This is a genomic window from Azonexus hydrophilus DSM 23864 (assembly GCF_000429605.1).
Classification (GTDB): domain Bacteria; phylum Pseudomonadota; class Gammaproteobacteria; order Burkholderiales; family Rhodocyclaceae; genus Azonexus; species Azonexus hydrophilus.
In genome coordinates, this window is record NZ_AUCE01000011.1 from 684217 (window position 1) to 705735 (window position 21519).

The 21519-nt window shown below is 62.8% G+C and carries 24 protein-coding genes and 3 tRNA genes; 16 read left to right on the forward strand and 11 right to left on the reverse strand.

Annotation, left to right across the window (positions count from 1 at the left end; all coding sequences use genetic code 11):
* Nucleotides 1-226 precede the first annotated feature (226 nt).
* Both G471_RS16630 and G471_RS16635 read left to right on the forward strand, forming a co-directional pair.
* Nucleotides 227-2806: a bifunctional diguanylate cyclase/phosphodiesterase gene (locus G471_RS16630; RefSeq protein ID WP_051295257.1), complete on the forward strand. Its 2580-nt coding sequence runs from the start codon at nucleotides 227-229 to the stop codon at nucleotides 2804-2806.
* Between the two features lie 108 nt (nucleotides 2807-2914).
* The gene (locus G471_RS16635) at nucleotides 2915-3562 is read left to right on the forward strand and encodes a TetR/AcrR family transcriptional regulator (RefSeq protein WP_051295258.1); all 648 of its coding nucleotides are present in this window, start codon (nucleotides 2915-2917) and stop codon (nucleotides 3560-3562) included.
* Here G471_RS16635 and G471_RS0103840 read toward each other — a convergent pair.
* Both G471_RS0103840 and G471_RS0103845 read right to left on the reverse strand, forming a co-directional pair.
* On the reverse strand, nucleotides 3540-4154 hold the full coding sequence (locus G471_RS0103840) for a LysE family transporter (RefSeq protein ID WP_028994161.1): 615 nt from the start codon (nucleotides 4152-4154) through the stop codon (nucleotides 3540-3542). The two genes, G471_RS16635 and G471_RS0103840, sit on opposite strands and share 23 nt — an antisense overlap.
* Before the next feature lie 2 nt (nucleotides 4155-4156).
* Nucleotides 4157-5164 carry a CDP-6-deoxy-delta-3,4-glucoseen reductase gene (locus G471_RS0103845; RefSeq protein WP_028994162.1) on the reverse strand — a complete coding sequence of 336 codons (1008 nt, stop codon included), beginning with the start codon at nucleotides 5162-5164 and terminating at the stop codon, nucleotides 4157-4159.
* 33 nt (nucleotides 5165-5197) lie between these two features.
* Between G471_RS0103845 and G471_RS0103850 the strand changes: the two genes are divergently transcribed.
* From G471_RS0103850 to G471_RS0103880, 7 genes are all read left to right on the forward strand, one after another.
* Nucleotides 5198-6088: an NAD-dependent epimerase/dehydratase family protein gene (locus G471_RS0103850; RefSeq protein ID WP_028994163.1), complete on the forward strand. Its 891-nt coding sequence runs from the start codon at nucleotides 5198-5200 to the stop codon at nucleotides 6086-6088.
* On the forward strand, nucleotides 6076-6492 hold the full coding sequence (locus tag G471_RS0103855; RefSeq protein WP_028994164.1) for a CopD family protein: 417 nt from the start codon (nucleotides 6076-6078) through the stop codon (nucleotides 6490-6492). Before G471_RS0103850 ends, G471_RS0103855 begins: the two co-directional genes overlap by 13 nt.
* Before the next feature lies 1 nt (nucleotide 6493).
* On the forward strand, nucleotides 6494-7636 hold the full coding sequence (locus G471_RS0103860; protein WP_028994165.1) for a THUMP domain-containing class I SAM-dependent RNA methyltransferase: 1143 nt from the start codon (nucleotides 6494-6496) through the stop codon (nucleotides 7634-7636).
* 103 nt (nucleotides 7637-7739) lie between these two features.
* Entirely contained in the window at nucleotides 7740-9035 is a 1296-nt protein-coding gene (locus G471_RS0103865; RefSeq protein ID WP_028994166.1) for an acetyl-CoA hydrolase/transferase family protein, read from the forward strand.
* Nucleotides 9036-9042: 7 nt separating this feature from the next.
* Nucleotides 9043-9375, forward strand: a complete 333-nt coding sequence (locus G471_RS0103870; RefSeq protein WP_211226367.1) for a hypothetical protein — start codon at nucleotides 9043-9045, stop codon at nucleotides 9373-9375.
* A gap of 83 nt (nucleotides 9376-9458) precedes the next feature.
* Nucleotides 9459-9782 (forward strand): hypothetical protein, encoded by a 324-nt coding sequence (locus G471_RS0103875; protein WP_028994168.1) that lies wholly within the window; start codon nucleotides 9459-9461, stop codon nucleotides 9780-9782.
* Nucleotides 9783-9792: 10 nt separating this feature from the next.
* Entirely contained in the window at nucleotides 9793-10317 is a 525-nt protein-coding gene (locus G471_RS0103880; RefSeq protein ID WP_028994169.1) for a YMGG-like glycine zipper-containing protein, read from the forward strand.
* Between the two features lies 1 nt (nucleotide 10318).
* Here the strand turns inward: G471_RS0103880 and lipA are convergent, their stop codons facing one another.
* From lipA to nhaR, 6 genes are read right to left on the reverse strand one after another with little or no spacing between them, the layout of a single operon-like run.
* The gene (lipA, locus tag G471_RS0103885) at nucleotides 10319-11272 is read right to left on the reverse strand and encodes a lipoyl synthase (protein ID WP_028994170.1); all 954 of its coding nucleotides are present in this window, start codon (nucleotides 11270-11272) and stop codon (nucleotides 10319-10321) included.
* On the reverse strand, nucleotides 11265-11882 hold the full coding sequence (gene lipB / locus G471_RS0103890; RefSeq protein WP_028994171.1) for a lipoyl(octanoyl) transferase LipB: 618 nt from the start codon (nucleotides 11880-11882) through the stop codon (nucleotides 11265-11267). Before lipB ends, lipA begins: the two co-directional genes overlap by 8 nt.
* A 1-nt stretch (nucleotide 11883) precedes the next feature.
* Entirely contained in the window at nucleotides 11884-12153 is a 270-nt protein-coding gene (locus G471_RS0103895) for an HP0495 family protein (RefSeq protein ID WP_028994172.1), read from the reverse strand.
* Nucleotide 12154: 1 nt separating this feature from the next.
* Complete coding sequence (locus tag G471_RS0103900) at nucleotides 12155-13030, reverse strand: D-amino acid aminotransferase (protein WP_028994173.1); 876 nt, start codon at nucleotides 13028-13030, stop codon at nucleotides 12155-12157.
* Nucleotides 13031-13034: 4 nt separating this feature from the next.
* A complete protein-coding gene (locus G471_RS0103905) occupies nucleotides 13035-14171 on the reverse strand; it encodes a D-alanyl-D-alanine carboxypeptidase family protein (protein ID WP_028994174.1) in 1137 nt (378 codons plus the stop codon).
* Between the two features lie 36 nt (nucleotides 14172-14207).
* On the reverse strand, nucleotides 14208-15110 hold the full coding sequence (gene nhaR / locus G471_RS0103910; protein WP_043420680.1) for a transcriptional activator NhaR: 903 nt from the start codon (nucleotides 15108-15110) through the stop codon (nucleotides 14208-14210).
* A gap of 102 nt (nucleotides 15111-15212) precedes the next feature.
* Here nhaR and htpX point away from each other — a divergent pair, with 102 nt between their 5' ends.
* A complete protein-coding gene (htpX, locus tag G471_RS0103915; protein ID WP_028994176.1) occupies nucleotides 15213-16091 on the forward strand; it encodes a protease HtpX in 879 nt (292 codons plus the stop codon).
* 52 nt (nucleotides 16092-16143) lie between these two features.
* Here the strand turns inward: htpX and G471_RS0103920 are convergent, their stop codons facing one another.
* The 3 genes from G471_RS0103920 to lgt are packed head-to-tail and all read right to left on the reverse strand — an operon-like array spanning nucleotide 16144 to nucleotide 18234.
* The gene (locus tag G471_RS0103920) at nucleotides 16144-16905 is read right to left on the reverse strand and encodes a hypothetical protein (protein WP_028994177.1); all 762 of its coding nucleotides are present in this window, start codon (nucleotides 16903-16905) and stop codon (nucleotides 16144-16146) included.
* A 23-nt stretch (nucleotides 16906-16928) separates the two neighbouring features.
* Nucleotides 16929-17402 (reverse strand): VOC family protein, encoded by a 474-nt coding sequence (locus G471_RS0103925; protein WP_028994178.1) that lies wholly within the window; start codon nucleotides 17400-17402, stop codon nucleotides 16929-16931.
* Nucleotides 17403-17442: 40 nt separating this feature from the next.
* Nucleotides 17443-18234, reverse strand: a complete 792-nt coding sequence (gene lgt, locus G471_RS0103930) for a prolipoprotein diacylglyceryl transferase (RefSeq protein ID WP_028994179.1) — start codon at nucleotides 18232-18234, stop codon at nucleotides 17443-17445.
* Between the two features lie 88 nt (nucleotides 18235-18322).
* On the opposite strand from lgt, the gene ilvD reads away from it, so the two are divergent.
* From ilvD to G471_RS18230, 6 genes are all read left to right on the forward strand, one after another.
* Nucleotides 18323-20179: a dihydroxy-acid dehydratase gene (gene ilvD, locus G471_RS0103935; RefSeq protein WP_028994180.1), complete on the forward strand. Its 1857-nt coding sequence runs from the start codon at nucleotides 18323-18325 to the stop codon at nucleotides 20177-20179.
* A gap of 204 nt (nucleotides 20180-20383) precedes the next feature.
* Nucleotides 20384-20692: a c-type cytochrome gene (locus tag G471_RS0103940; RefSeq protein WP_028994181.1), complete on the forward strand. Its 309-nt coding sequence runs from the start codon at nucleotides 20384-20386 to the stop codon at nucleotides 20690-20692.
* A gap of 109 nt (nucleotides 20693-20801) precedes the next feature.
* Nucleotides 20802-20886, forward strand: a tRNA-Tyr gene (locus tag G471_RS0103945).
* A 42-nt stretch (nucleotides 20887-20928) separates the two neighbouring features.
* Nucleotides 20929-21002: transfer RNA gene (locus G471_RS0103950), tRNA-Gly, on the forward strand.
* Nucleotides 21003-21032: 30 nt separating this feature from the next.
* Nucleotides 21033-21107: transfer RNA gene (locus tag G471_RS0103955), tRNA-Thr, on the forward strand.
* 53 nt (nucleotides 21108-21160) lie between these two features.
* A partial coding sequence (locus tag G471_RS18230; protein ID WP_211226368.1) for a GTP-binding protein occupies nucleotides 21161-21519 on the forward strand: 359 nt, incomplete at its 3' end.

Here is a 21519-nt window from a genome sequence, read left to right on the forward strand (position 1 = left end):
CCGCCCGGCGGCGTGCAATGTGCTGACAGTATTTCACTGACGGTCCGCGCGGGGGTGCCGAGGCAAGCAGGTGCTTGTTACCTTCGGGCAACAATACATGTCTGAAGGCTGGGAAAAAGGGATTGAGCGGTTGTTGGTAACAGTGTGACGCGACAAAATGCGTCGCGAGTTACAAAATCCCTTTTCATCAGACGCAAGAACCCTGTCGTCCGGCCTGATTTCCCATATGTACGCCCTTGCCTACGAGCGCATTACCGCGCTCTATGCGATCACTGCTGATCACCAGACCGCCTTGAGCGAAAAGCTCAGTGCGCTTCTCGATCTCGGGCGGCAGACATTCGAACTGGATTATTCCTGTGTCGCACGCATTGCCGATGACACCTATGAGGCGATTGCCACTTCGCCGGCCCCGGGGTTGCTCGCGTCGGGTGACTGCCTGCCGCTGTTGCGAACCTATTGCAGCCGCACCATCGTTTCCCCCGAACCGATCGGCTTTGACCGTGCTACCGGGTCGGATTGGGAGAAGCACCCCTGTTTCCAGAAATTCCGTCTTGAGGCCTACCTCGGCGCGCGTATCCTGGTCGAAGAAAAGCCCTGGGGAACGCTGAGTTTTTCGAGCCGGGAGCGTGTCGATCGTCAGCATCCGCGCGAGGATTTTCTCTTCATCAAGCTGATGGCGCAGTGGATCGGTCATGAACTCGAACGGGAAATGCACGTCAGCAACGCCGACCGCCTCAAGGAATCGCAGAAGACGCTGGAAATCCAGGCAGCACTGGCCCGAGCCAGCGAAATCAGCCAGAGCATTGTGCACGCCATCGGCGAGGGCGTAGTTGGTGTCGATGACGCCGTGCCGCACCGTATCCGCTTTCTCAATCCGGCTGCGCAGGAATTGCTTGGTGTTGAAGAGGGCGAGGTCATCGGCCAGCCCTTGACCGATGTCATTCGTCGCTTTCCCGATGCGCCGGGGCAAACGGAGTGTCTGCTCAGCCGCCTGGTGCACGGGCAGACCTTCGAGTGCATGATTTCCGCACCGGGCCGGGAGATGCCGTTTCCGGCGCAATTCGTCTCCTCGCACACGCTCGACGACAGCGGTCTGGTTGTCCTGACGGTGCAGGATGTCAGCAGCCGTTGGGAGGCCGCAGAGCAACTGCGTCTGGCCGAGCAGGTTTTCGAGTACAGCCCGGAAGCCATTCTGGTGACCGATGGCGACGGCACCATCCTGCGCGTCAATCCGGCCTTCACCTTGATCACCGGCTATCCGCCGGAAGACGCCATCGGCCGCAATCCGCGCATTCTCCGTTCGGATCGCCACGACGAGGCCTTTTATCGCGAGATGTGGCGCAGCCTGGCCGACGAGGATCACTGGCACGGTGAAATCTGGGATCGGCGCAAGAACGGGCAGGTCTATCCGAAATGGTTGTGCATCAACGCGGTGCGAATGGCGCAGGGCAATACCCGTTATGTCGCCTTGTTTGCGGATATTTCCGAACGCAAGGCGCACGAGGACCGGATCGATTACCTGGCCCGCCACGATGCGCTGACCGGCCTGGCCAACCGCCGCCTGCTTGACGATCGCTTTGCCAAGCTGGCGGCTGCGGCGCGCCGTAGCGATGAGGGCGTGGCCTTGCTGCTGATCGATCTGGACCGCTTCAAGCAGGTCAATGACAGCCTCGGTCATCAGGTCGGCGACCAGTTGCTGGTCGAGGTGGCGCGTCGCCTCAACGTCAGCATACGTGCCGGGGACACGGTCGCCCGTCTTGGCGGCGACGAGTTCGTGGTCCTGCTCGCCGGCATCAAGACGCATCGCGATGTGATCCCGGTTGCGGAAAAGATACAGGCCGCACTGACGCAGCCGGTACAGACCCCATTGCACCTGCTGCATACCTCGCCGAGTATCGGCGTCAGCCTGTATCCCTGGGATGGGGAAGATCTCGACAGCCTGCTGCAGGCCGCCGATATCGCCATGTATCAGGTCAAGGCTGCCGGCAGGAACGCCTGGATGTTCTTCGAGGCCCAGATGAACGAGGAGGTGAGCATCCGTCACCGTCTGGAGAGCGATCTGCGTACGGCGCTTGAGCGCGGCGAGTTCCAGCTGCATTACCAGCCGCAGTTCGATGTCGGCGGGGGCGAAGTGCATGCCTGGGAAGCCTTGTTGCGCTGGCAGCATCCCGTGCACGGCTGGATCGAGCCGTGCGATTTCATCCCGGTTGCCGAGGATATCGGTCTGATCATCCCGCTCGGGGAATGGGTGCTGGCGGCGGCCTGCCGGGAAGCCGTCAACTGGGGTGGGCAGCGGCGGGGCAATGAGCGTCTGGCGGTCAATGTTTCAGCGCGTCAGCTGGAGCAGGGCGATCTGGCCGAAGTGGTGGCCAGGGTGTTGCGCGAAAGCGGGCTGGCAGCGGAACGTCTGGAACTGGAGTTGACCGAAAGCGCGTTGATGAGCAACACGCCGAAGGTGCAGCAAACCCTGCGCGATCTCAAGGCGCTGGGCGTGCATTTGACCCTCGACGATTTCGGTACCGGCTATTCCTCGCTGGCCTATCTGAGCACCTTCACCGTGGACCGGCTGAAAATCGACCGGTCGTTCATGCGCGATATCGAAAACAAACCGAACAATGCGGCCATCATTCTGGCTGTTGTCGCCCTGGCCAAGGCGCTGGGCCTGGAAGTCGTCGCCGAAGGCGTGGAAACCCTTCAGCAAAGGGCCTTTCTGGCCGGCAATGGCTGCCTGAAAGCGCAAGGGTTCCTGTATGCCAGACCGATGCCGGCAGGGTTGGTGGCTGGATTCATGCCGGGTGCACAATAACCCTATTAATGAAATAGTTAGCCATGCAACGCATTCTCATTTAGTGTGGAGCTGGATGCGACGCGTTTCACTAAGCGTCGGGACTCCCCAGTCAAGGGAGATGGACCGATGAAAAAGAAAAGCAATGGCCAGTATCTGGAAAGCAGCCGGCGTGGCGAGATTCTCGTTGCCGCTGCCGCGCTGTTCCGGGCCAAGGGGTACGAGGCAAGTACCATCCGCGATATCACCACGGCGGTCGGCATCGGCTCGGGTTCGACCTTTTGCCATTTTCGCAGCAAGCGCGAGATTCTCGACGCCGTCGCCATTGAGGGCATGCGCCACGTGCTGGCCGGTGCCGAGGCGGTGGCCAATCAAGACCTGACACCGGAAAATTGTCTGAAAGCGTTGATCCGCCAGCACATCGGCTTCCTGCATGATCCCCTGTCACGGGATTTCGTGACGGTGCTGCTCTATGAAGCGCGAGCACTGTCGGCCGGGGCCAAAAAGGAAGTAATGCGCCTGATGGCGCTTTACGAAGACATCTGGAAAGCCTGCCTGCAGGGGCTGGTGCCCGTTGCCAACGGTCGGCTACGCGGTGCAGTCAGTGATTCGCTGTTGCATCGGCTGCTTTTCGGCGCCTTGAACTGGAGCGTGCACTGGTATTCGCCCGACGATGAGCTGCCGCCGGAAGTGCTTGCCGAGGCGCTGGCCGAACTGGTGCTGCCGGCCATGCGCGGGAGCGCTGAGTCAGAGCTTATCGGCCGCTCAGCAACTTGACGCCGAAAGCGATCAGCGCGGCGCCGGCGAGTTTCTCCAGCACCCGTGCGGCCGGCGTGCCGCCCTGCAGGCGAGCGCCGAACCAGCGCGCGATGGCGATTGCCGTGATGCAGTAGAGCAAGGTCAGCACGGCGATGCTCGCCGCCATGAAGGCAAAGGTGAGCAGGCCGAGGTGGCGTGCCGGATCGACGAAGAGCGGAAAGAAGGCCATGTAGAAGACGATGGCCTTCGGGTTCAACAGGGTAATCATCATCGCCTGGCGCAGGTAGTGGCGCGGCTTGATGTCGAGGATTGGTGCCGCACCCGGTCTGGCCATCAGCATCCGGCCGCCGAGCCAGGCCAGGTAGGCGGCGCCGCCCCACTGGATGGCCGTGAACACCGCCGGGTGGGTGGCCAGCGCCGCAGCGACGCCGGCGACGGCCAGCCACATCAGCACCTGGTCGCCAAGGATGACGCCAAGGGTTGCCGCCAGCCCGCCGCGGACGCCGCCCTTGGCAGTCGAGGTCAGCAACGCTAGGTTGCCCGGGCCGGGAATGGCCAGGAAGATCAGGACGGCGGCGACGAAGGCGCCGTAGTCGGCGACACCGAACATGCTCAGGTCGCCGAGAAGGTGAAGGCGTCGGAGAAGAACTCTTCTTCCGGCAGGCCGCATTCGCCGACGAAATCCTTGCGGGCGACATCGATCATCACCGGCGAGCCGCAGGCATAAACCTGGAAGCCCGACAGATCGGGGAAATCGGCGACCACGGCGCGATGGACGAAGCCGGTGCGGCCCTGCCAGTCATCACCGGCGGCCGGTTCCGAGAGCACCGGCACATAGTGGATGTTGGCGTGGGCTTTGGCCCAGGTGGCGGGCAGGGCTTCCTGGTAGAGGTCGACACGCGCCTTGGCGCCCCAGTAGATGAACAGCGGATGCGGGTAGCCGTCGGCGATGGCCTGCTCGACGATGGCCTTGATCGGCGCGAAGCCGGTGCCGCCGGCCAGCAGGATGACCGGCTTGGCGGCTTCGTTGTGCAGGTAGAAGCCGCCGTGCGGGCCACTGAAACGCATGATGTCGCGTTCCTTCATGGTGGTGAATACCTGCTCGGTGAAGAAGCCGCCGGGTACATGGCGAATGTGCAGTTCGAGCAGCTTGCCGTCGCCGGGCGCATTGGCCAGCGAGAAGCTGCGTTTGCGGCCGTCCTTGAGCAGGATGTCGATGTACTGGCCGGCGAGGAACTGCAGGTTCTCGTTGGCCGGCAGGCGCAGGAACATCTCGATCACGTCCGGCGCCAGCTTGTTCATCTTCTCGATCCGCGCCGGCAGCGTCTTGACCGGGATGTCGTGCGCCGTGCGCAACTGCTTGCATTCGATGACCAGGTCGGAGGTGGCACGGGTGCAACAGTAGAGCGCCTGGCCAGCGGCTTTATCTTCGTCGGAAAGCTGGGATTTGCCGTGGTCGACGCTGCCTTCGATGACCTGGCCTTTACAGGCGCCGCAGGCCCCGTCCTTGCACCCGTAGGGCATGGTCAGCCCTTGCCGCAATGCGGCATCGAGCAGGGATTCATCGGCTTCGGCCTCAAACTGGCGGCCGCTCGGCTGGACTGTGACTTGGTAGCGCATCGGTTCCCCTTGGTCGTCGGCTACAATGCCGGCGTGCAAAAAATCCTGATCGTCGGCAGCGGGGACGTCGCCCGCCGCATCCTTGCCCAACTCGCCCCGCAATACCGGGTTTTCGCCCTGGTGCGCGATGCCGGACGCGCCGCCGAGTGGCGCCGTGCCGGCGCGGTGCCGGTGTTCGGCGATCTCGACGCACGCCACAGCCTCGATCGCCTGGGCGGCCTGGCCGACATCGTCCTGCATCTGGCGCCGCCGCCAACGACTGGCGAAAGCGACACCCGCACCCGCCATCTGCTGGCCGCGCTGGACAAGGCGCAAAGTCTACCACGCCGCCTTGTTTACGTAAGCACGACAGGGGTTTACGGTGATTGTGCCGGCGCCCTGATCGACGAGACCCGGCGCCTTGCCGCCGACAATCCGCGTGCCCGGCGCCGTGTCGATGCCGAACGGCAATTGCGTGCCTGGGGGCGGCACCGTGGCGTCGCCGTCAGCATCCTGCGTGCGCCCGGGATCTACGCCGCCGACCGCCTGCCGCTGGAGCGCCTGGAAAAGCGCCTGCCGGCGCTGATCGAGGCCGACGATGTGTACACCAACCACATCCACGCCGACGATCTGGCCGCCGCCTGCCGCGCGGCAATGCGGCGCGGTGGCGCCAATCGGGCCTACAATGTGGTCGATGATTCCTGCCTGAAAATGGCCGACTACTTCGACCGGGTTGCCGATGCCTTCGCCTTGGCGCGTCCGCCCCGTCTGCCCCGGTCGGAACTGGCCGCTGCGGTGTCGGCGGTGCAGCTGTCGTTCATGCGCGAATCGCGGCGCATCGGCAATCGTCGCCTGAAAACAGAATTAAAACCGAGTCTCGCCTACCCGACCGTCGAGGTCGGGATTGCCGAGGCCGTCTCAAGGAGAAACGCATGCTTGTTCTGAAGACCCTGCACATCTGGATGGTCATTTCCTGGTTCGCCGGCCTGTTCTACCTGCCGCGCATCTATGTGAACCTGGCGATGGTGCCGGCCGACAGCGTCGCCGAGCGCGACCGTTTGCTGTTGATGGCGGGCAAACTGTACAAGTTCATGACGCCCTTGGGCGCCCTCGCCGTGGCGACCGGGTTGTGGTTGTGGTTTGCCTACGGCTTTACCGGTGCCTGGCTGCACGCCAAGACCACGCTGGTTATCGTGCTGGTGGCTTATCACCTGTATTGCGGCCGGCTGCTCAAGGAATTCGCCCATGGCCGCAACACGCGCTCGCACGTCTGGTTCCGTTTTTTCAATGAAGTGCCGGTGGTGATCCTGCTGGTGGTCCTCTTCCTCGTCGTTCTCAAGCCCTTCTGACATGAACAAATATTTCGCTATCTGCCCGCGCGGCCTCGAAGAACTGCTGCTTGAAGAACTGCGCGGCGTCGGCGCCGAAGACTTGCAGACGACGCACGGCGGCGTGCATTTTTCCGGTGACTGGTCGGTTTGCTACCGCGCCAATCTCGAATCGCGGCTGGCCACGCGCATCCTCTGGCATATCGTCACCGGGCCGTACGTCAAGGAAGACGACATCTACCGCCTGGCCGTGCGCCAGTTGTGGCCCAATCATTTCGCCGTGTCGCGGACGATGCGCGTGGTGACGACAGCGATCAAGTGCCCGCTCAAGTCGCTCGATTTCGTCACACTGCGCGTCAAGGATGCCGTCTGCGACCGCTTCCGCGAAGATCTCGGCGAGCGTCCGAACATCGAGACGCGCAACCCCGACGTCAGCATTCACGTCTTCCTGACCGAGAACACCTGCACGCTGTACCTCGATACTTCGGGGCAGCCGCTGTGGCAGCGCGGTTTCCGCAAGGCCAGCGTCGATGCGCCGCTGAAGGAAAACCTCGCCGCCGGCATCCTCAAGCTGAGCGGCTGGCAGCCGGGCATGCCGCTGATCGACCCGATGTGCGGCAGCGGCACCTTCCTGCTCGAAGCCGTGCAGGTCGCGCTCGACCGCGCGCCGGGTCTGGATCGCGGCTTTGCCTTCGAACTGCTGAAGAAATTCGATGCCCTGGCTTGGGCCGGCATCCGCGCCGCCGCCGAAGCCCGGGTCAAGCCCGCCGAGCGTATGGACATCCGCGGCTGGGACAACGACGATCGCGCCGTGCGCGCCACCCGGCGCAACCTGCAGGAAGCCGGGTTCGGCAACATCGTTACGGTTGACCAGGGCGATATCCTGGAAATCGCCCCGCTCAACGAGACCGGCATCCTCGTGACCAATCCGCCCTACGGCGAACGCATCGGCGAACAGGACGAACTGGCGGCCTTCTACCCGCAACTGGGGACGGCGCTGAAACGCAACTGGGCCGGCTGGAATTGTTTCTTCTTCACTGCCGACCTGCGTCTGCCCAAGCTGGTCGGCTTGAAGCCGAGCCGCAAGACACCGCTGTTCAATGGACCGCTCGAGTGCCGCTTGTTCGAGATCCGCATGGTGGCAGGGAGCAATCGCAAGGTTTGAATGCTGCGCTGCGGCATGGAAGGTGTTTGATTCTCCCGGGGTTTCCGCAGACAATGCGGATCGACTTCGGTCGAGATCAAAAAACAAAACTCAGGAGAACAGCATGTCCGTCCAGTCCCTCTATCAGTCCAAACGCATGTCCGCAGCAGACGCCATCCAGGTGCTCAAGGATGGCGATACCATCGTCGTCCCCACCGGTGTTGGTGAACCGCCCAGCCTGCTGACCGCGCTCTCGGATGCGCGCCGCAACTATCGTGACATCAAGGTGTCGCAGATTCTGCCGCTGCGTAAGTATGGCTACATCGACCCGGAAACCACGGCTCATGTCCGCCATAGCGCCTACTTCTTCGGTGGCGCGACCCGTCCGGGCGGCCAGGAAGGTTGGGTCGACTTCGTTCCGGCTTACTTCTCGGAACTGCCGATGCTGATCAAGCGTGGCCTGACGCCGTCGGAAGTGGTGTTCTCGATGGCCTCGCCGATGGATGAGCACGGTTTCTTCTCGCTGTCGCTGGCGCCGGACTACACCATGGCCGCCATCGAAAAGGCGCGCGCCGTCGTGCTTGAAGTCAATCCCAATGTGCCGTTCGCCAATGGCGATTGCCACATCCACATTTCCCAGGTCGCCGCCCTGACCGAAAGCAGCGACCCGCTGCTTGAAGTCGGCCTGCCCAAGATCGGCCCGGTCCAGGAAGCTATCGGTAGCTACGTCGCCGAGATGATTCCCGACGGCGCAACGCTGCAGATTGGCTACGGCGGCATTCCCGACGCCGTGGTCATGCAGTTGACCAACAAGCACGACCTTGGCATCCATACCGAAATGGTCGGTGACGGCATCATGACGCTGGTCGAAGCCGGCGTTGTGAACAACCTGAAGAAGAACTACCACCGCGGCAAGATGCTGGCGACCTTCGCGCTCGGCTCGAAGAAGCTGTACGACTTCATGCACCGCAACCCGGCGCTGGAAATGCACCCGGTCGATTCCACCAACGACCCCTATCTGGCCGGCAAGAACGACAACCTGCACTGCATCAACGCCACCATGCAGATCGACTTCATGGGCCAGTGCGGTTCCGAAAGCCTCGGCGCCAAGCCCTACTCGGGTACCGGCGGTCAGGCCGACTTCGTCCGCGCCGCCAACCGCTCGAACGGTGGCAAGGCCTTCATCGTGCTGCCGTCGACGGCCAAGGACGACACCATCTCGCGCATCGTCCCGACGCTGACGCCGGGCACGCATGTGTCGACCAGCAAGAACGACATCAACTACGTCGTCACCGAACACGGCGTCGCCCAGTTGCGTGGCAAATCGGCCAAGCAGCGCTGCGAAGCGCTGATTGCCATCGCGCACCCGAATTTCCGTGCGGAATTGCGTGAAGCGGCGAAGAAGATGAACCTGCTGTGAGGCGCTGATGCACCTGCAAAAGCGCTTTTCCGACCAGGAACTGGAGCAGATCGTCGAAGAAGCGACGATCTACATGTGCGCTTGCCCGGGGCAGGTGGCGGTGCAGTTGCGCAGTCTGCGCGAACTGTTTCGCTACCAGAGTCGCTGTGAGATCGAGCCTGGTAACGATCTCAGGGTGCATCGAACCATTGCCGAAGCGACCCTGCGCGCCCATGCACTGATGGAAGAGTGCATGGAGCGCGTCCTGGAGATCGAGGGCTGGGACCGGACCACGCTGAAAATGCCGGAAGGCTTGCGGCGCAAGCGGACGGAGATGATCGAACGCGACGAGGGAATGTAGTCGCTTACAAATTGTAGCAATCCGGTGCTGTCGGCCGGGGCGCTTGTCGTCTAAGCTGATCACTCAACAAGGTGATTCCCGGCATGCGAACTTCCCGCTTCCTGCTGCTTTTTCTCTGCTTGTCCGTACTGGTCGGCCAGGACGCCTGGGCGCATCCGCCGCGAACCAGTGTCGGCATCGTCTTTGGCCCGATGTGGGGGCCGTTCTGGTATCCCCAGCCCTGGCCACCCTATCCGCCGCCGGTGGTCGTCGCACCGCCCCCGCCGCCGGTCTATATCGAGCAGGCACCTGCGGTGAATCAGGCCGAAGCTGTCTGGTATTTCTGCCGTAGTGCCGGTGCCTACTACCCGGCGGTCGGGACCTGTGCCGAAGACTGGCTACCTGTCCTGCCCGAAGCTGCCAAGTGAAAGGTCGATCATGAACGCCCCCCGCCTGCTTCCCTTGCTTCCCCTGGCGTTGCTACTTGGCGCCTGCACCGTCATCCCGACCGGGCCGACGGTGATGGTCCTGCCCGGCACCGGACAAAGCATAGAGCGTTTCCGCGCCGACGAAGCCTGGTGCAAGGACGACGCCCTGCGCCAGATCGGTGGAAAAACCGCCAGCGACGCCCGTCGCGAATCGGCGGTGACCAGCGCGGCCGTCGGTACGGCAGTCGGCGCCGTCGCCGGTGCTGCAATCGGTGGCGACAGCCGGGGTGCAGCCGTCGGCGCTGGCTTCGGTCTACTGGCCGGCACGGCTGCCGGTGGTGAATCCGGGCGCAGTTCTGGCGTCGGTACCCAGCAGCAATACGACAACGCTTACATCCAGTGCATGTACGCCAAGGGACACCGTGTCCCGGTCTCGGGCAAGGTCACCTATTCCCAGCCGGTTCGCGCCGTCGACGCCGGCATTCCGCCGCCGCCGCCGGGAAAACCACCCGCACCGCCGCCGGGCGTGCGTTGATTCAGGCGACGCCGGCGCTGTGCGCCTGCTGGTCGGCCCAATAGCTGGAGCGGACCATCGGTGCGCAGGCGGCGCCGGTGAAGCCCATTTTCTTGGCTTCTTCCTCGTACATCTTGAACACGTCCGGATGGACATAGCGCGTCACCGGCAGGTGGTGTCCGGACGGCGCCAGGTACTGGCCGATGGTCAGCATCTCGACGTCGTGGGCGCGCAGATCGCGCATGACTTTCAGGATTTCGTCGTCGGTTTCGCCCAGGCCGACCATCAGGCCGGACTTGGTCGACACGTTCGGGTAGCGCGCCTTGAACTGCTTGAGGAATTCCAGCGAATGCTGGTAGTCGGCGCCGGGGCGGGCCTGCTTGTAGAGGCGCGGCACGGTTTCCATGTTGTGGTTCAGCACGTCGGGCAGGGCGCCGCCGAGGACGTCGAGGGCCACGTCCATGCGGCCGCGGAAGTCAGGGACCAGGGTTTCGACGGTGGTCGTCGGTGACAGCTCGCGGACGTTGCTGATCACGTCGACGAAGTGCTGGGCGCCGCCGTCGCGCAGGTCGTCGCGGTCGACGCTGGTGATCACGACATAACGCAGCTTCAGCGCGGCGACCGATTCGGCGAGTTCGCGCGGTTCGTCCGGGTTGGGCGGTAAAGGCTGGCCGTGGCCGACGTCGCAGAACGGGCAGCGGCGGGTGCAGATGTCGCCAAGGATCATGAAGGTTGCGGTGCCGCGGCCGAAGCATTCGCCGATGTTTGGGCAGGTGGCTTCCTCGCAGACGGTGTGCAGCTTCTTCTCGCGCAGCATGGTCTTGATCTCGCCGAAGCGGCCGGCGCTGTTGCCGGCCTTGACGCGGATCCAATCGGGCTTCCGGAGCGGCTCGGCGACCGGGACGATCTTGATCGGGATGCGCGCGGTCTTCAGTTCGCCCTTTTGCTTGACGCCTTTTTGCTTGGTTTCAGCCATGTTGTTTGTCCAGTTGCTGCAGCAGGTGCTGCGAGAGTTGCTCGCCGGCCTCGTGAGCGGTGAGCGGAATGCCCAGGTCTTTGGTCTGGATGACCTGCAGGCCGGGATAGCCGCAGGGATTGATCGCGGCGAACGGCGACAGGTCCATGTCCACGTTCAGCGAGACGCCATGATACGAGCAGCCGTTGCGGATGCGCAGGCCGAGTGCCGCCACTTTGGCCGGGCCGACATAGACGCCGGGGGCGCCGTCGCGGCGTTCGGCGGTGACGCCGTGAGCGGCGAGCAGGTCGATGACCGCCTGCTCAATGGCGGTAACCAGTTCGCGCACCTTGATCTTCAGCCGCGACAGGTCAAGCAGCAGGTAGATCACCACCTGGCCGGGGCCGTGGTAGGTGACCTGGCCGCCGCGGTCGATCTTGACGGTTGGGATGCCGACGTCGCGCAGGATGTGTTCGGGTTTGCCGGCCTGGCCGAGGGTATAGACCGGCGGATGCTCGACGATCCACAACTCGTCCGGCGTTTCGGCCGTGCGGTTGGCGGTGAAGTCGAGCATGGCCTGGTAGGTCGGCGCGTAGTCGACGCGGCCCAGGCGTTTGACGAGCGGATTCACCTTAGAGGACGACCTTCACCAGCGGATGCGCGGTCAGGTCCATGTACAGCGCGTCGAGTTGCGGTTTCGAGGTGGCGACCACGGTGCAGGTCAGGCTCAGGTAGTTGCCGCCGGAGCTGGCGCGCATTTCCATCGTCGCGCCGTCGAAATCGGGGGCGTGTCTGGTGACGATGGTCAGCACCGCCTGGGCGAGCTCATCGTGCGCTTTACCCATGATCTTCAGGGGAAAGTCGCAGGGAAATTCGAGGAGGGTGTCCTTGTACGAAGCCATCTCAGCCTTTGCGCATTACCGTGTTCTTGAAATCCTGATACCACTGCCACATCCGTTCGCCGACCGGGCCGGGTTTGCCATTGCCGACAGCTTCGCCGTCGAGCGTGGTGATCGCCAGCACTTCCTTGGTCGACGAGGTCATCCAGACCTCGTCGGCGGCGCGAAGTTCCGTTTCGCTGATTTCGCGCACTTCCAGAGGCTGCTGGTGTTGCTGCGCCAGTTCGAGGATCACGTCGTAGGTGATGCCGGGTAGCATCAGTTGCGTCTTCGGCGGCGCGATCAGCAGGCCGTCCTTGACGATGAAGATGTTCGATGCCGCCCCTTCCTTCATGAAGCCGTCGCGGATCAGCAGGGCTTCGGCACAGCCCTGGTCGACTGCCTGCTGGCGGGCGAGTACGTTGGCCAGCAGCGAGATGACCTTGAGGTCGCAACGGCGCCAGCGCAGGTCGGGCACGGTGATCGCGGCAACGCCGCGGGCGCGCACATCGGCCGGTGTCGTCACCAGCGGCGAGGCAAAGGCGAAGGCAGTCGGCGGCACGCTGGCCGGCGGGAAGGCGTGGTCACGCTTGTTGTCGGCGCCGCGGGTGACCTGCAGGTAGATCGACTGATCGTCCCAGGGGGCAGCCTCAATCAGTTTGGCGATCACCGCTTTCCAGTCGTCGGTTGCCAGCGGGTTGCTCAGCTGGATGCCGGCCAGCGTGGCCTGCAGGCGCGCCAGGTGTTCGTCGATGCGGAAAGCCCGGCGCGAATAGACCGGGATCACTTCGTATACGCCGTCGCCGTACAGGAAACCCCGGTCGAGCGGCGAGATGCCGGCGTCGGCCAGGGGCAGGAAATCTCCGTTGAGATAGACGGGGTCGGCAACGTATGGGGTCATGGGATCAGTTGAACCAGAGTTTGACGGCGTCGATGGCTCTGCCGAATATGCCGGCGACCGGGACATTTTCAAGGGCCTGGATCGGATATTCGCCGTAAGGCTTGCCTTCCAGGCTGACTTTCAGCGTGCCAACCGTCTGGCCGCGCTGGATCGGCGCCATCAACGGCTGTTGCGATACCAGTTCGACCTGCAGCGCCTTTGCCGTGCCCTTGGGAACAGCCAGGATGAAGTCGTTCGGGAAGCCGGCCTGGACCTTGTTCTGGCTGCCCTTCCAGACGCGCAGCGCGGAAATCCCCTGGTCCTTGCGGTAGAGGACGGCGGCGTCGTGCGACAGGAAGCCCCAGTTGAGCAGCTTCAGCGATTCGCTGCTGCGGGCGGCGTCCGAGGTGGTGCCAAGAACGACGGCGAGCAGGCGGCGCTGGTCGCGGATCGCCGAGGACACCAGGCAGTAGCCGGCGGCTTCGGTATGGCCGGTCTTCATGCCATCGACCGAGGGATCGTTCCACAGCAGGCGGTTGCGGTTCGGCTGGGTGATGTCGGCGTAGCGGAATTCCTTCATCGAGTAGTACTTGCGGTATTCCTCGGGGAATTCCTTGATCAGCGCAGTGGCCAGGATCGCCAGGTCGCGGGCGGTGGTGTAGTGCTCCGGGTCGGGCATGCCGGTCGAGTTGCGGAAATTGGTCTGCGTCATGCCCAGGCGGCGGGCCTCGCGGTTCATCATCTGGGCGAAGTTTTCCTCGCTGCCGGCAATCGCTTCGGCGAGGACGATGCAGGCGTCGTTACCAGACTGGACGATCATGCCCTTGATCAGGTCTTCGACGCTGACCCGGGTGTCGACCTTGACGAACATTTTCGAACCGCCCATGCGCCAGGCGCGTTCAGAGACCGGCAGCGGCTGGTCGAGCGTCAGGGTCCGCTGGCGGAGGGCAGAGAAAGTCAGATAGGCCGTCATCAGCTTGGTCAGCGATGCCGGTTCAAGGCGCTGTTCGGGCTGTTCGGCGGCCAGCACCTGGCCGGAGGACATCTCGATCAGCAGCCAGGATTTGGCGGCCAGTACAGGCGGTACGGGGCGTTGCTGGGCGAGGGCGGAAAACGACAGGAACAGGGCAAACAGGAAGAGGGACGACTGGCGAACGGACATGGGCTGGGGATTCTGGGAAAGCTGGGGGACTGGCTATTATAAAGTCGTCGCTGTGCCGGCCTGTGCCGGAATGTTACAAAGCACCTCGATTGCCGGGTGGCGGATGCGGCGTTCGTTGGAGATGGCGTAGATGTGCTCGTTCACGCCTTCCATCTCGCCGATGGCGTGTGCATCGTATTCGCCGGACAGCTGCTCGGCCAGAATCAGCGGGGCCGGGAACAGGCCCAGTCCGCCCCGGCCGAAGGTGGTCAGCAGGGCACTGTCCTCGAATTCGCCGACGATCTTGGGGTGGACTTGATGTTCCTCCAGCCAGCGGTCGATCCGCCCGCGCAAGGCGTTGTGCCGCGTCGGCAGCAGCATCGGCGCCTGTTCCAGGCAGGCCGGGTAGTCGTCTTGATACCGTCCGGCCAGCGGTGCTGCGGCATAAATGCCGGTGGGGAATTCGCCGAGGCGCGTGCTGAAAACCTTGAGGTTGCCACCCTGCGGTGCTGCGCGGTCGGTCAGGACGACGTCGAGGCGGTGCAGGGCAAGTTCGGCCAGCAGGTTCTCGAATTCGCCTTCGTCGCAGATCAGCCGGACATCGCCCGGCATCGCTGTGACCCGGCTGAGTAGCCGGTAGGCGAGCAGCTTGGGAATGCCGTCGGAAATACCGACGCGCAGGCGCAGGGTGTTTTCCTCGCTGGCATTCTGCATGGATTCTTCGAGCTGTTCGCCAAGCTGGAAAATCTGGTCGGCGTAGCTGAGCGCCTTGCGGCCGGCATCGCTCAGAACCAGGCCGCGTCCCTGGCTGTTGAACAGGGTCTTGCCCAGTTGCCGTTCAAGCAGGCCGAGCTGCCCGCTGATCGTCTGGATGGCAACGCCCAGGCGCTCGGCGGCACGCGTGATGCTGCCTTCCTTGGCGACGACCCAGAAATAGTGGAGATGTTTGTAATTGATCATGGTCTGTAGGAAAAATCGGAGGTTGGCTCAATTTTGCTCCGTTTTTTTCAGGAATCCAATTGGTGTACCATCGCACAGTTTTCATCACCTACGGAGTTCAACATGAAACGCGTCGTGCTTTTCCTGATGACCAACCTGGCGGTCATGCTCGTGCTCAGCGTGGTGACCAGCCTGCTTGGCGTCAATCGTTTCCTGACCCAGAACGGCCTCGATCTCGGCATGCTGCTGGCGTTCGCCGCAGTGATCGGTTTCGGCGGTTCCTTCATCTCGCTGCTGATGTCCAAGCCGATGGCCAAGTGGAGTACCGGCGCCCGGGTCATCACCAACCCGTCGTCGTCGACCGAAGTCTGGCTGATGGATACGGTCGCCCGCCTGGCCAAGCGTGCCAACCTGCCGATGCCGGAAGTCGCCATCTACGACGGCGAGCCGAATGCCTTCGCCACCGGGGCCAGCAAGAGCAGTTCGCTGGTCGCGGTATCCACCGGCCTGTTGCAAAGCATGACCAAGGAAGAAGTCGAGGCGGTGCTGGCGCACGAGGTGGCCCACGTTGCCAATGGCGACATGGTCACGCTGACGCTGATTCAGGGCGTGGTCAACACCTTCGTCATCTTCATCTCGCGGGTTATCGGCTACCTGGTCGATTCCTTCCTGCGCCGCAACGATTCCGAAAGCAGCGGTCCGGGTATCGGCTACATGGTGACCAGCATCGTCTGCGAAATCGTCTTCGGCATCCTGGCCAGCATCATCGTTGCCTGGTTCTCGCGTCAGCGCGAATTCCGTGCCGACGCGTCGGCCGCTGCGCTGATGGGAACGCCGGTGCCGATGCAGAACGCCTTGCGTCGTCTGGGCAACCTGCATACCGAAGGCCTGCCGCAGAACATGGCGGCTTCGGGTATCGCTGGTGGCAAGGGCGGTTTCGGCGCGCTGTTCGCCACGCATCCGCCGCTGGAAGACCGCATCGCTGCGCTGGCCGGTCGCTGAGCGACGGCGGCAACGGCAAGAAGGGAGGCTGCGGCCTCCCTTTTTCATGGGGTCAGTATTCGATGGCGCGCAGGGCAGATTCGATCAGCGCCAGTTGCTGGGCGATGTCATGCGCTGCCTGATCCTGGATGGTTTCGCTGGCGTCACTGAGCTGCAGGGCAAAATTCTGCAGTTGGCGGGCCAGGTGGTAGATGCCCCACATCTCGATCTGTTCGGCGTGCTGGATCAGTTCGCCGGCTTCGAGTTCGAGCGCGTAAACATCGATTGGCAGGACTTCGAGCGCCTCATGCATGCGTTGCAGGCGTTCATCGCTGTCCTGGACGAACAATCGGTCGAGCACGTCCGAGCGTTCCCCGGGCTTGGTCGAGGGGCGCAGGGCGGTTTCCAGGCGGCCGGTGAAGTGGCGCAGGCGTTCACCGAAGTGCGGATTTTCCAGCCCACCTTCGTCGAGCAGCGCTTCGGTCGTCGCCGTCAGTGCCGCACTGAGGCGGTTGCCTGGCGGTTGGTGTTCGAGATGGTCGGCCACGCTGGCCAGTGTTTCACCGAAGCGCAGGCAATCGGCTTCGCCGGTTTCGATGGCGACAGACAGCAGCGCGAAGACCCGGGGCCGGATGGTCTGCGGGTCGGTCCGGCCATGCTTGATCCAGTCATCGGCCAGTTCCTTGCAGGCGGCTTGCCAGCGTTTGTTGAGTTCCGGCGGATAGCGGACCGGTTGCGACTTGCCGACCCAGGGCAGGATGGCGGCCATGGCATCCATGGCCGGGGCGAGGGCGGTGCGGGTTTTCTCGAGATCGTCGTCGGGAATGTCGGTCATCGTCCTCGCTCCTGTCTGGTGAATTACCCCGCTAGTTTAGCGAAAGCGTCGACCACTTCGGGCGGTGCCTGTACCAGTTCGACGAGAACGCCTTCGCCGCCGATCGGGAATTCCTCGTTGCCCTTCGGGTGCAGGAAGCAGATGTCGAAACCGGCGGCGCCTTTACGGATGCCGCCCGGCGCGAAACGCACGCCGTTGGCGGAGAGCCATTCGACAGCCTTGGGCAGGTCGTCGATCCACAGGCCGACGTGGTTCAGCGGGGTGGTGTGTACGGCCGGCTTCTTTTCCGGGTCGATCGGCTGCATCAGGTCGACTTCGACCTTGAACGGGCCTTTACCCATGGCGCAGATGTCCTCGTCGACATTCTCGCGTTCGGACTGGAATGTGCCGGTGACTTCGAGGCCGAGCTTGTCGACCCACAGGGTCTTGAGTTTTTCCTTGGACGGGCCGCCGATGGCGATTTGCTGGATGCCGAGCACCTTGAATGGACGAGTCATGCGTGTCTCCCTGACGGGTTATGGGTTGGGTAATCCATAATTATAGGGATTTCTTCCGGCAGGCAAAGACGATCAGCGCGATGCCGGCGACGATCATCGGCAGCGACAGCCACTGGCCCATGCTGACCAGGTAGGACTGGCCGAAGATGCCATGGTCCGGTTCGCGGAAGAATTCGGTGATGAAGCGGAAGGCGCCGTAGCCGATCAGGAAGACGCCGGAAGCGAAACCGGTCGGGCGTGGTTTGGTGGTCAGCAGCCAGAGCAGGGCGAACAGCGCCAGGCCCTCGAGGGCTACGTGATAGAGCTGTGAGGGATGGCGTGGTTCGAAACTGCCGGACTGGGGAAAGATCATCGCCCAGGGCAGGCTGGCGTCGGTGATCCGGCCCCACAGTTCGCCGTTGATGAAATTCCCGACCCGGCCGGCCGCCAGCCCGAGCGGCACCAGCGGGGCGATGAAGTCGGTGACGGCCAGCCACGGCAGCCGGGTTTTCCTGGCCCACAGGCTCATGGCAACAAGAACGCCGAGAAAGCCGCCGTGAAAACTCATGCCACCCTTCCATACGGCAAGGATTTCCAGTGGGTTGGCGAGATAGTGGGCCGGCTCGTAGAACAGCACCTGGCCGAGACGGCCGCCGACGATCACGCCGAGGACGCCGTAGAAGAGCAGATCATCGAGTTGTTCGGCATTCATCGGCGCCTGCCCCTGGCGGATGCGCCAGCGGCCAAGAGCAATGAACTGGAAGAAGGCGAGCAGGTACATCAGGCCGTACCAGTGGATGGCAACCGGGCCAATGGCCAGGGCAACGGGGTCGAACTGCGGGTGGGTCAGCATTGTCAGAGTGATTCGGCTAGAATTGGCCGATTATAGTTCGCGACCGTGACAACAGGATTCCGGCGCCAAATTCGACACGGAGAGTCTCATGCCCCAGTATCGTTCCCGTACCTCCACCCACGGCCGCAACATGGCCGGCGCGCGCGCCCTGTGGCGCGCCACCGGCATGAAGGATGGCGATTTCGGCAAGCCAATCATCGCCGTCGTCAATTCCTTTACCCAGTTCGTTCCGGGGCATGTGCACCTGAAGGATCTGGGCCAGCTGGTCGCCCGCGAAATCGAGGCGGCCGGCGGCATTGCCAAGGAATTCAACACCATCGCCATCGACGACGGCATCGCCATGGGCCACAGCGGCATGCTGTACTCGCTGCCGTCGCGTGACCTGATCGCCGATTCGGTCGAATACATGGTCAACGCCCACTGCGCCGATGCCATGGTCTGCATTTCCAATTGCGACAAGATCACTCCGGGCATGCTGATGGCCGCCATGCGCCTGAACATCCCCGTGATCTTCGTTTCCGGTGGTCCGATGGAGGCCGGCAAGGTCAAGATTCAGGGCCAGGTGGTTCACCTTGATCTGGTCGACGCCATGGTCAAGGCTGCCGATGCTTCGGTGTCGCAGGCCGATGTCGATGAAATCGAGCGTTCCGCCTGTCCGACCTGTGGCTCGTGTTCCGGCATGTTCACCGCCAATTCGATGAATTGCCTGACCGAGGCGCTCGGCCTCAGTCTGCCCGGCAACGGCACCGTTGTTGCCACGCACGCCGATCGCAAGCAATTGTTCCTGCGCGCCGGTCGTCAGGTCGTGGAATTGTGCAAGCGCTACTACGAGCAGGAAGATGTCTCGGTCCTGCCGCGTTCGATCGCCACCAAGGCGGCTTTCGAGAACGCCATGACCCTGGATGTCGCCATGGGCGGTTCGACCAATACCGTGCTGCACATCCTGGCAGCCGCCCAGGAAGCCGGTGTGGATTTCACCATGGCCGACATCGATCGCATCTCGCGCTCCGTGCCCTGCCTGTGCAAGGTGGCGCCGATGACCGACAAGTATCACATCGAGGACGTGCATCGTGCCGGCGGTATCTTCGGCATCCTCGGCGAACTGGATCGGGCCGGCCTGCTCAATCGCGAGCAGCCGACCGTGCATGCCCGGACGCTGGGTGAAGCCATCGATCGCTGGGACGTCGTGCGCGAACACGATGTCGCCGTGCACGAATTCTTCAAGGCGGCGCCGGGTGGCGTGCCGACCCAGGTGGCGTTTTCGCAGGATCGTCGTTTCAACGAGCTCGATCTTGATCGCACCAAGGGGTGCATCCGCAACAAGGCCAATGCCTATTCCCAGGACGGCGGTCTCGCCGTGCTTTCCGGCAACATCGCAGTTGATGGCTGCATCGTCAAGACTGCCGGCGTCGATGAGTCGATCTGGAAGTTTTCCGGCCGGGCGCGCGTTTTTGAAAGCCAGGATGACGCGGTGGCGGGCATTCTCGATGGCAAGATCGTCGCCGGCGACGTCGTGGTCATTCGCTACGAAGGCCCAAAGGGCGGGCCGGGCATGCAGGAAATGCTCTATCCCACCTCCTATCTGAAGTCGATGGGGCTGGGCAAGGCGTGCGCGCTGCTGACCGATGGCCGTTTCTCCGGCGGTACTTCCGGCCTGTCGATCGGCCACGTCTCGCCGGAAGCGGCTGATGGCGGTGCCATTGCACTGGTCGAGGAGGGTGACCGGATCGAGATCGACATTCCGACGCGGCGCATCCAGTTGATGGTCAGTGATGAAGTGCTGGCCGCGCGCCGGGCGGCGATGGAAGCGCGTGGTGCGGCTGCCTGGAAGCCGGTTGATCGTCAGCGGGTGGTCTCGGCTGCGTTGCAAGCCTATGCGCTGATGACCACGTCGGCCGACAAGGGCGCGGTCCGCGATTTGTCCCAGATTCAGCGGCGAAACTGAAAGGAAGTGTCAACTTTTCCCGGATTCTGACGTTAAACTTCGGGTCCGGGAGCGGTTGTGGCCTTCGGGCTGGCTGAAACCAATTGTTGCATTTGATTGTTTGCAGTGGGTAATGAAGGGCTATATCATCCGTTCATGATTTACTGCCATTGAACCATCAAGGCACTAGACATCGTTTAACTTACTAAAAAACGGAGCGACAAAATGAAAGCTGCTTACATTGCCATCATGGCTGCCGCCGGCATCGTCATGACCGGTCAGGCCCAAGCCGACGAAGCCCTGGCCAAGGCCAAGAACTGCATGACCTGCCACGCGCTGGACAAGAAGCTGGTTGGCCCGTCGTACCATGACGTCGCCGCCAAGTACAAGGGCGACAAGGGTGCTGCTGCCATGCTGGCCGGCAAGATCAAGACCGGTGGCAAGGGCACCTGGGGCGCCATTCCGATGCCGCCGAACAAGGTCACCGACGAAGAGGCTGCCAAGCTGGCCGCCTGGGTCCTGACCACCAAGTAATTCTTGGGTCGTTCATGAAAAGCCGGGTCAGCCCGGCTTTTTTATTGTGAAATTGTTGTTCAGCCTGTTGACAGGCTTCCCGAGGGTCCGGATAATCCCGGCTTCTCCCGGAGGGGTACCCAAGCGGTCAACGGGAACAGACTGTAAATCTGTCGGCTCTGCCTTCGAAGGTTCGAATCCTTCCCCCTCCACCAGAAGATTGTGCTGTAGCGGTTTGTGCTGCGGGTAGGGGTTAAGCGGGTGTAGCTCAATGGTAGAGCTGAAGCCTTCCAAGCTTAAGACGAGGGTTCGATTCCCTTCACCCGCTCCACGACGCGGTACGGCTGGAGTTTTAAGGTAGGCCCATGTGGCTCAGTGGTAGAGCACTCCCTTGGTAAGGGAGAGGTCGGCAGTTCGATCCTGCCCATGGGCACCACCGATTAGCTTTGATTCTGGATTGTTTGCTAATTTAATTATTGAGGAACTGGAATGGCTAAGGAAAAATTCGAGCGTACCAAGCCGCACGTCAACGTTGGCACCATCGGTCACGTTGACCACGGCAAGACCACGCTGACGGCAGCAATCACCACGGTGCTGGCCGCCAAGTTCGGCGGTGCCGCCAAGGCATACGACCAGATCGATGCGGCCCCGGAAGAAAAGGCTCGCGGTATCACGATCAACACGGCGCACGTCGAGTACGAAACCGCCAACCGTCACTATGCTCACGTTGACTGCCCGGGCCACGCCGACTACGTCAAGAACATGATTACCGGTGCTGCCCAGATGGACGGCGCGATCCTGGTTTGCTCGGCCGCTGACGGCCCGATGCCGCAGACCCGCGAGCACAT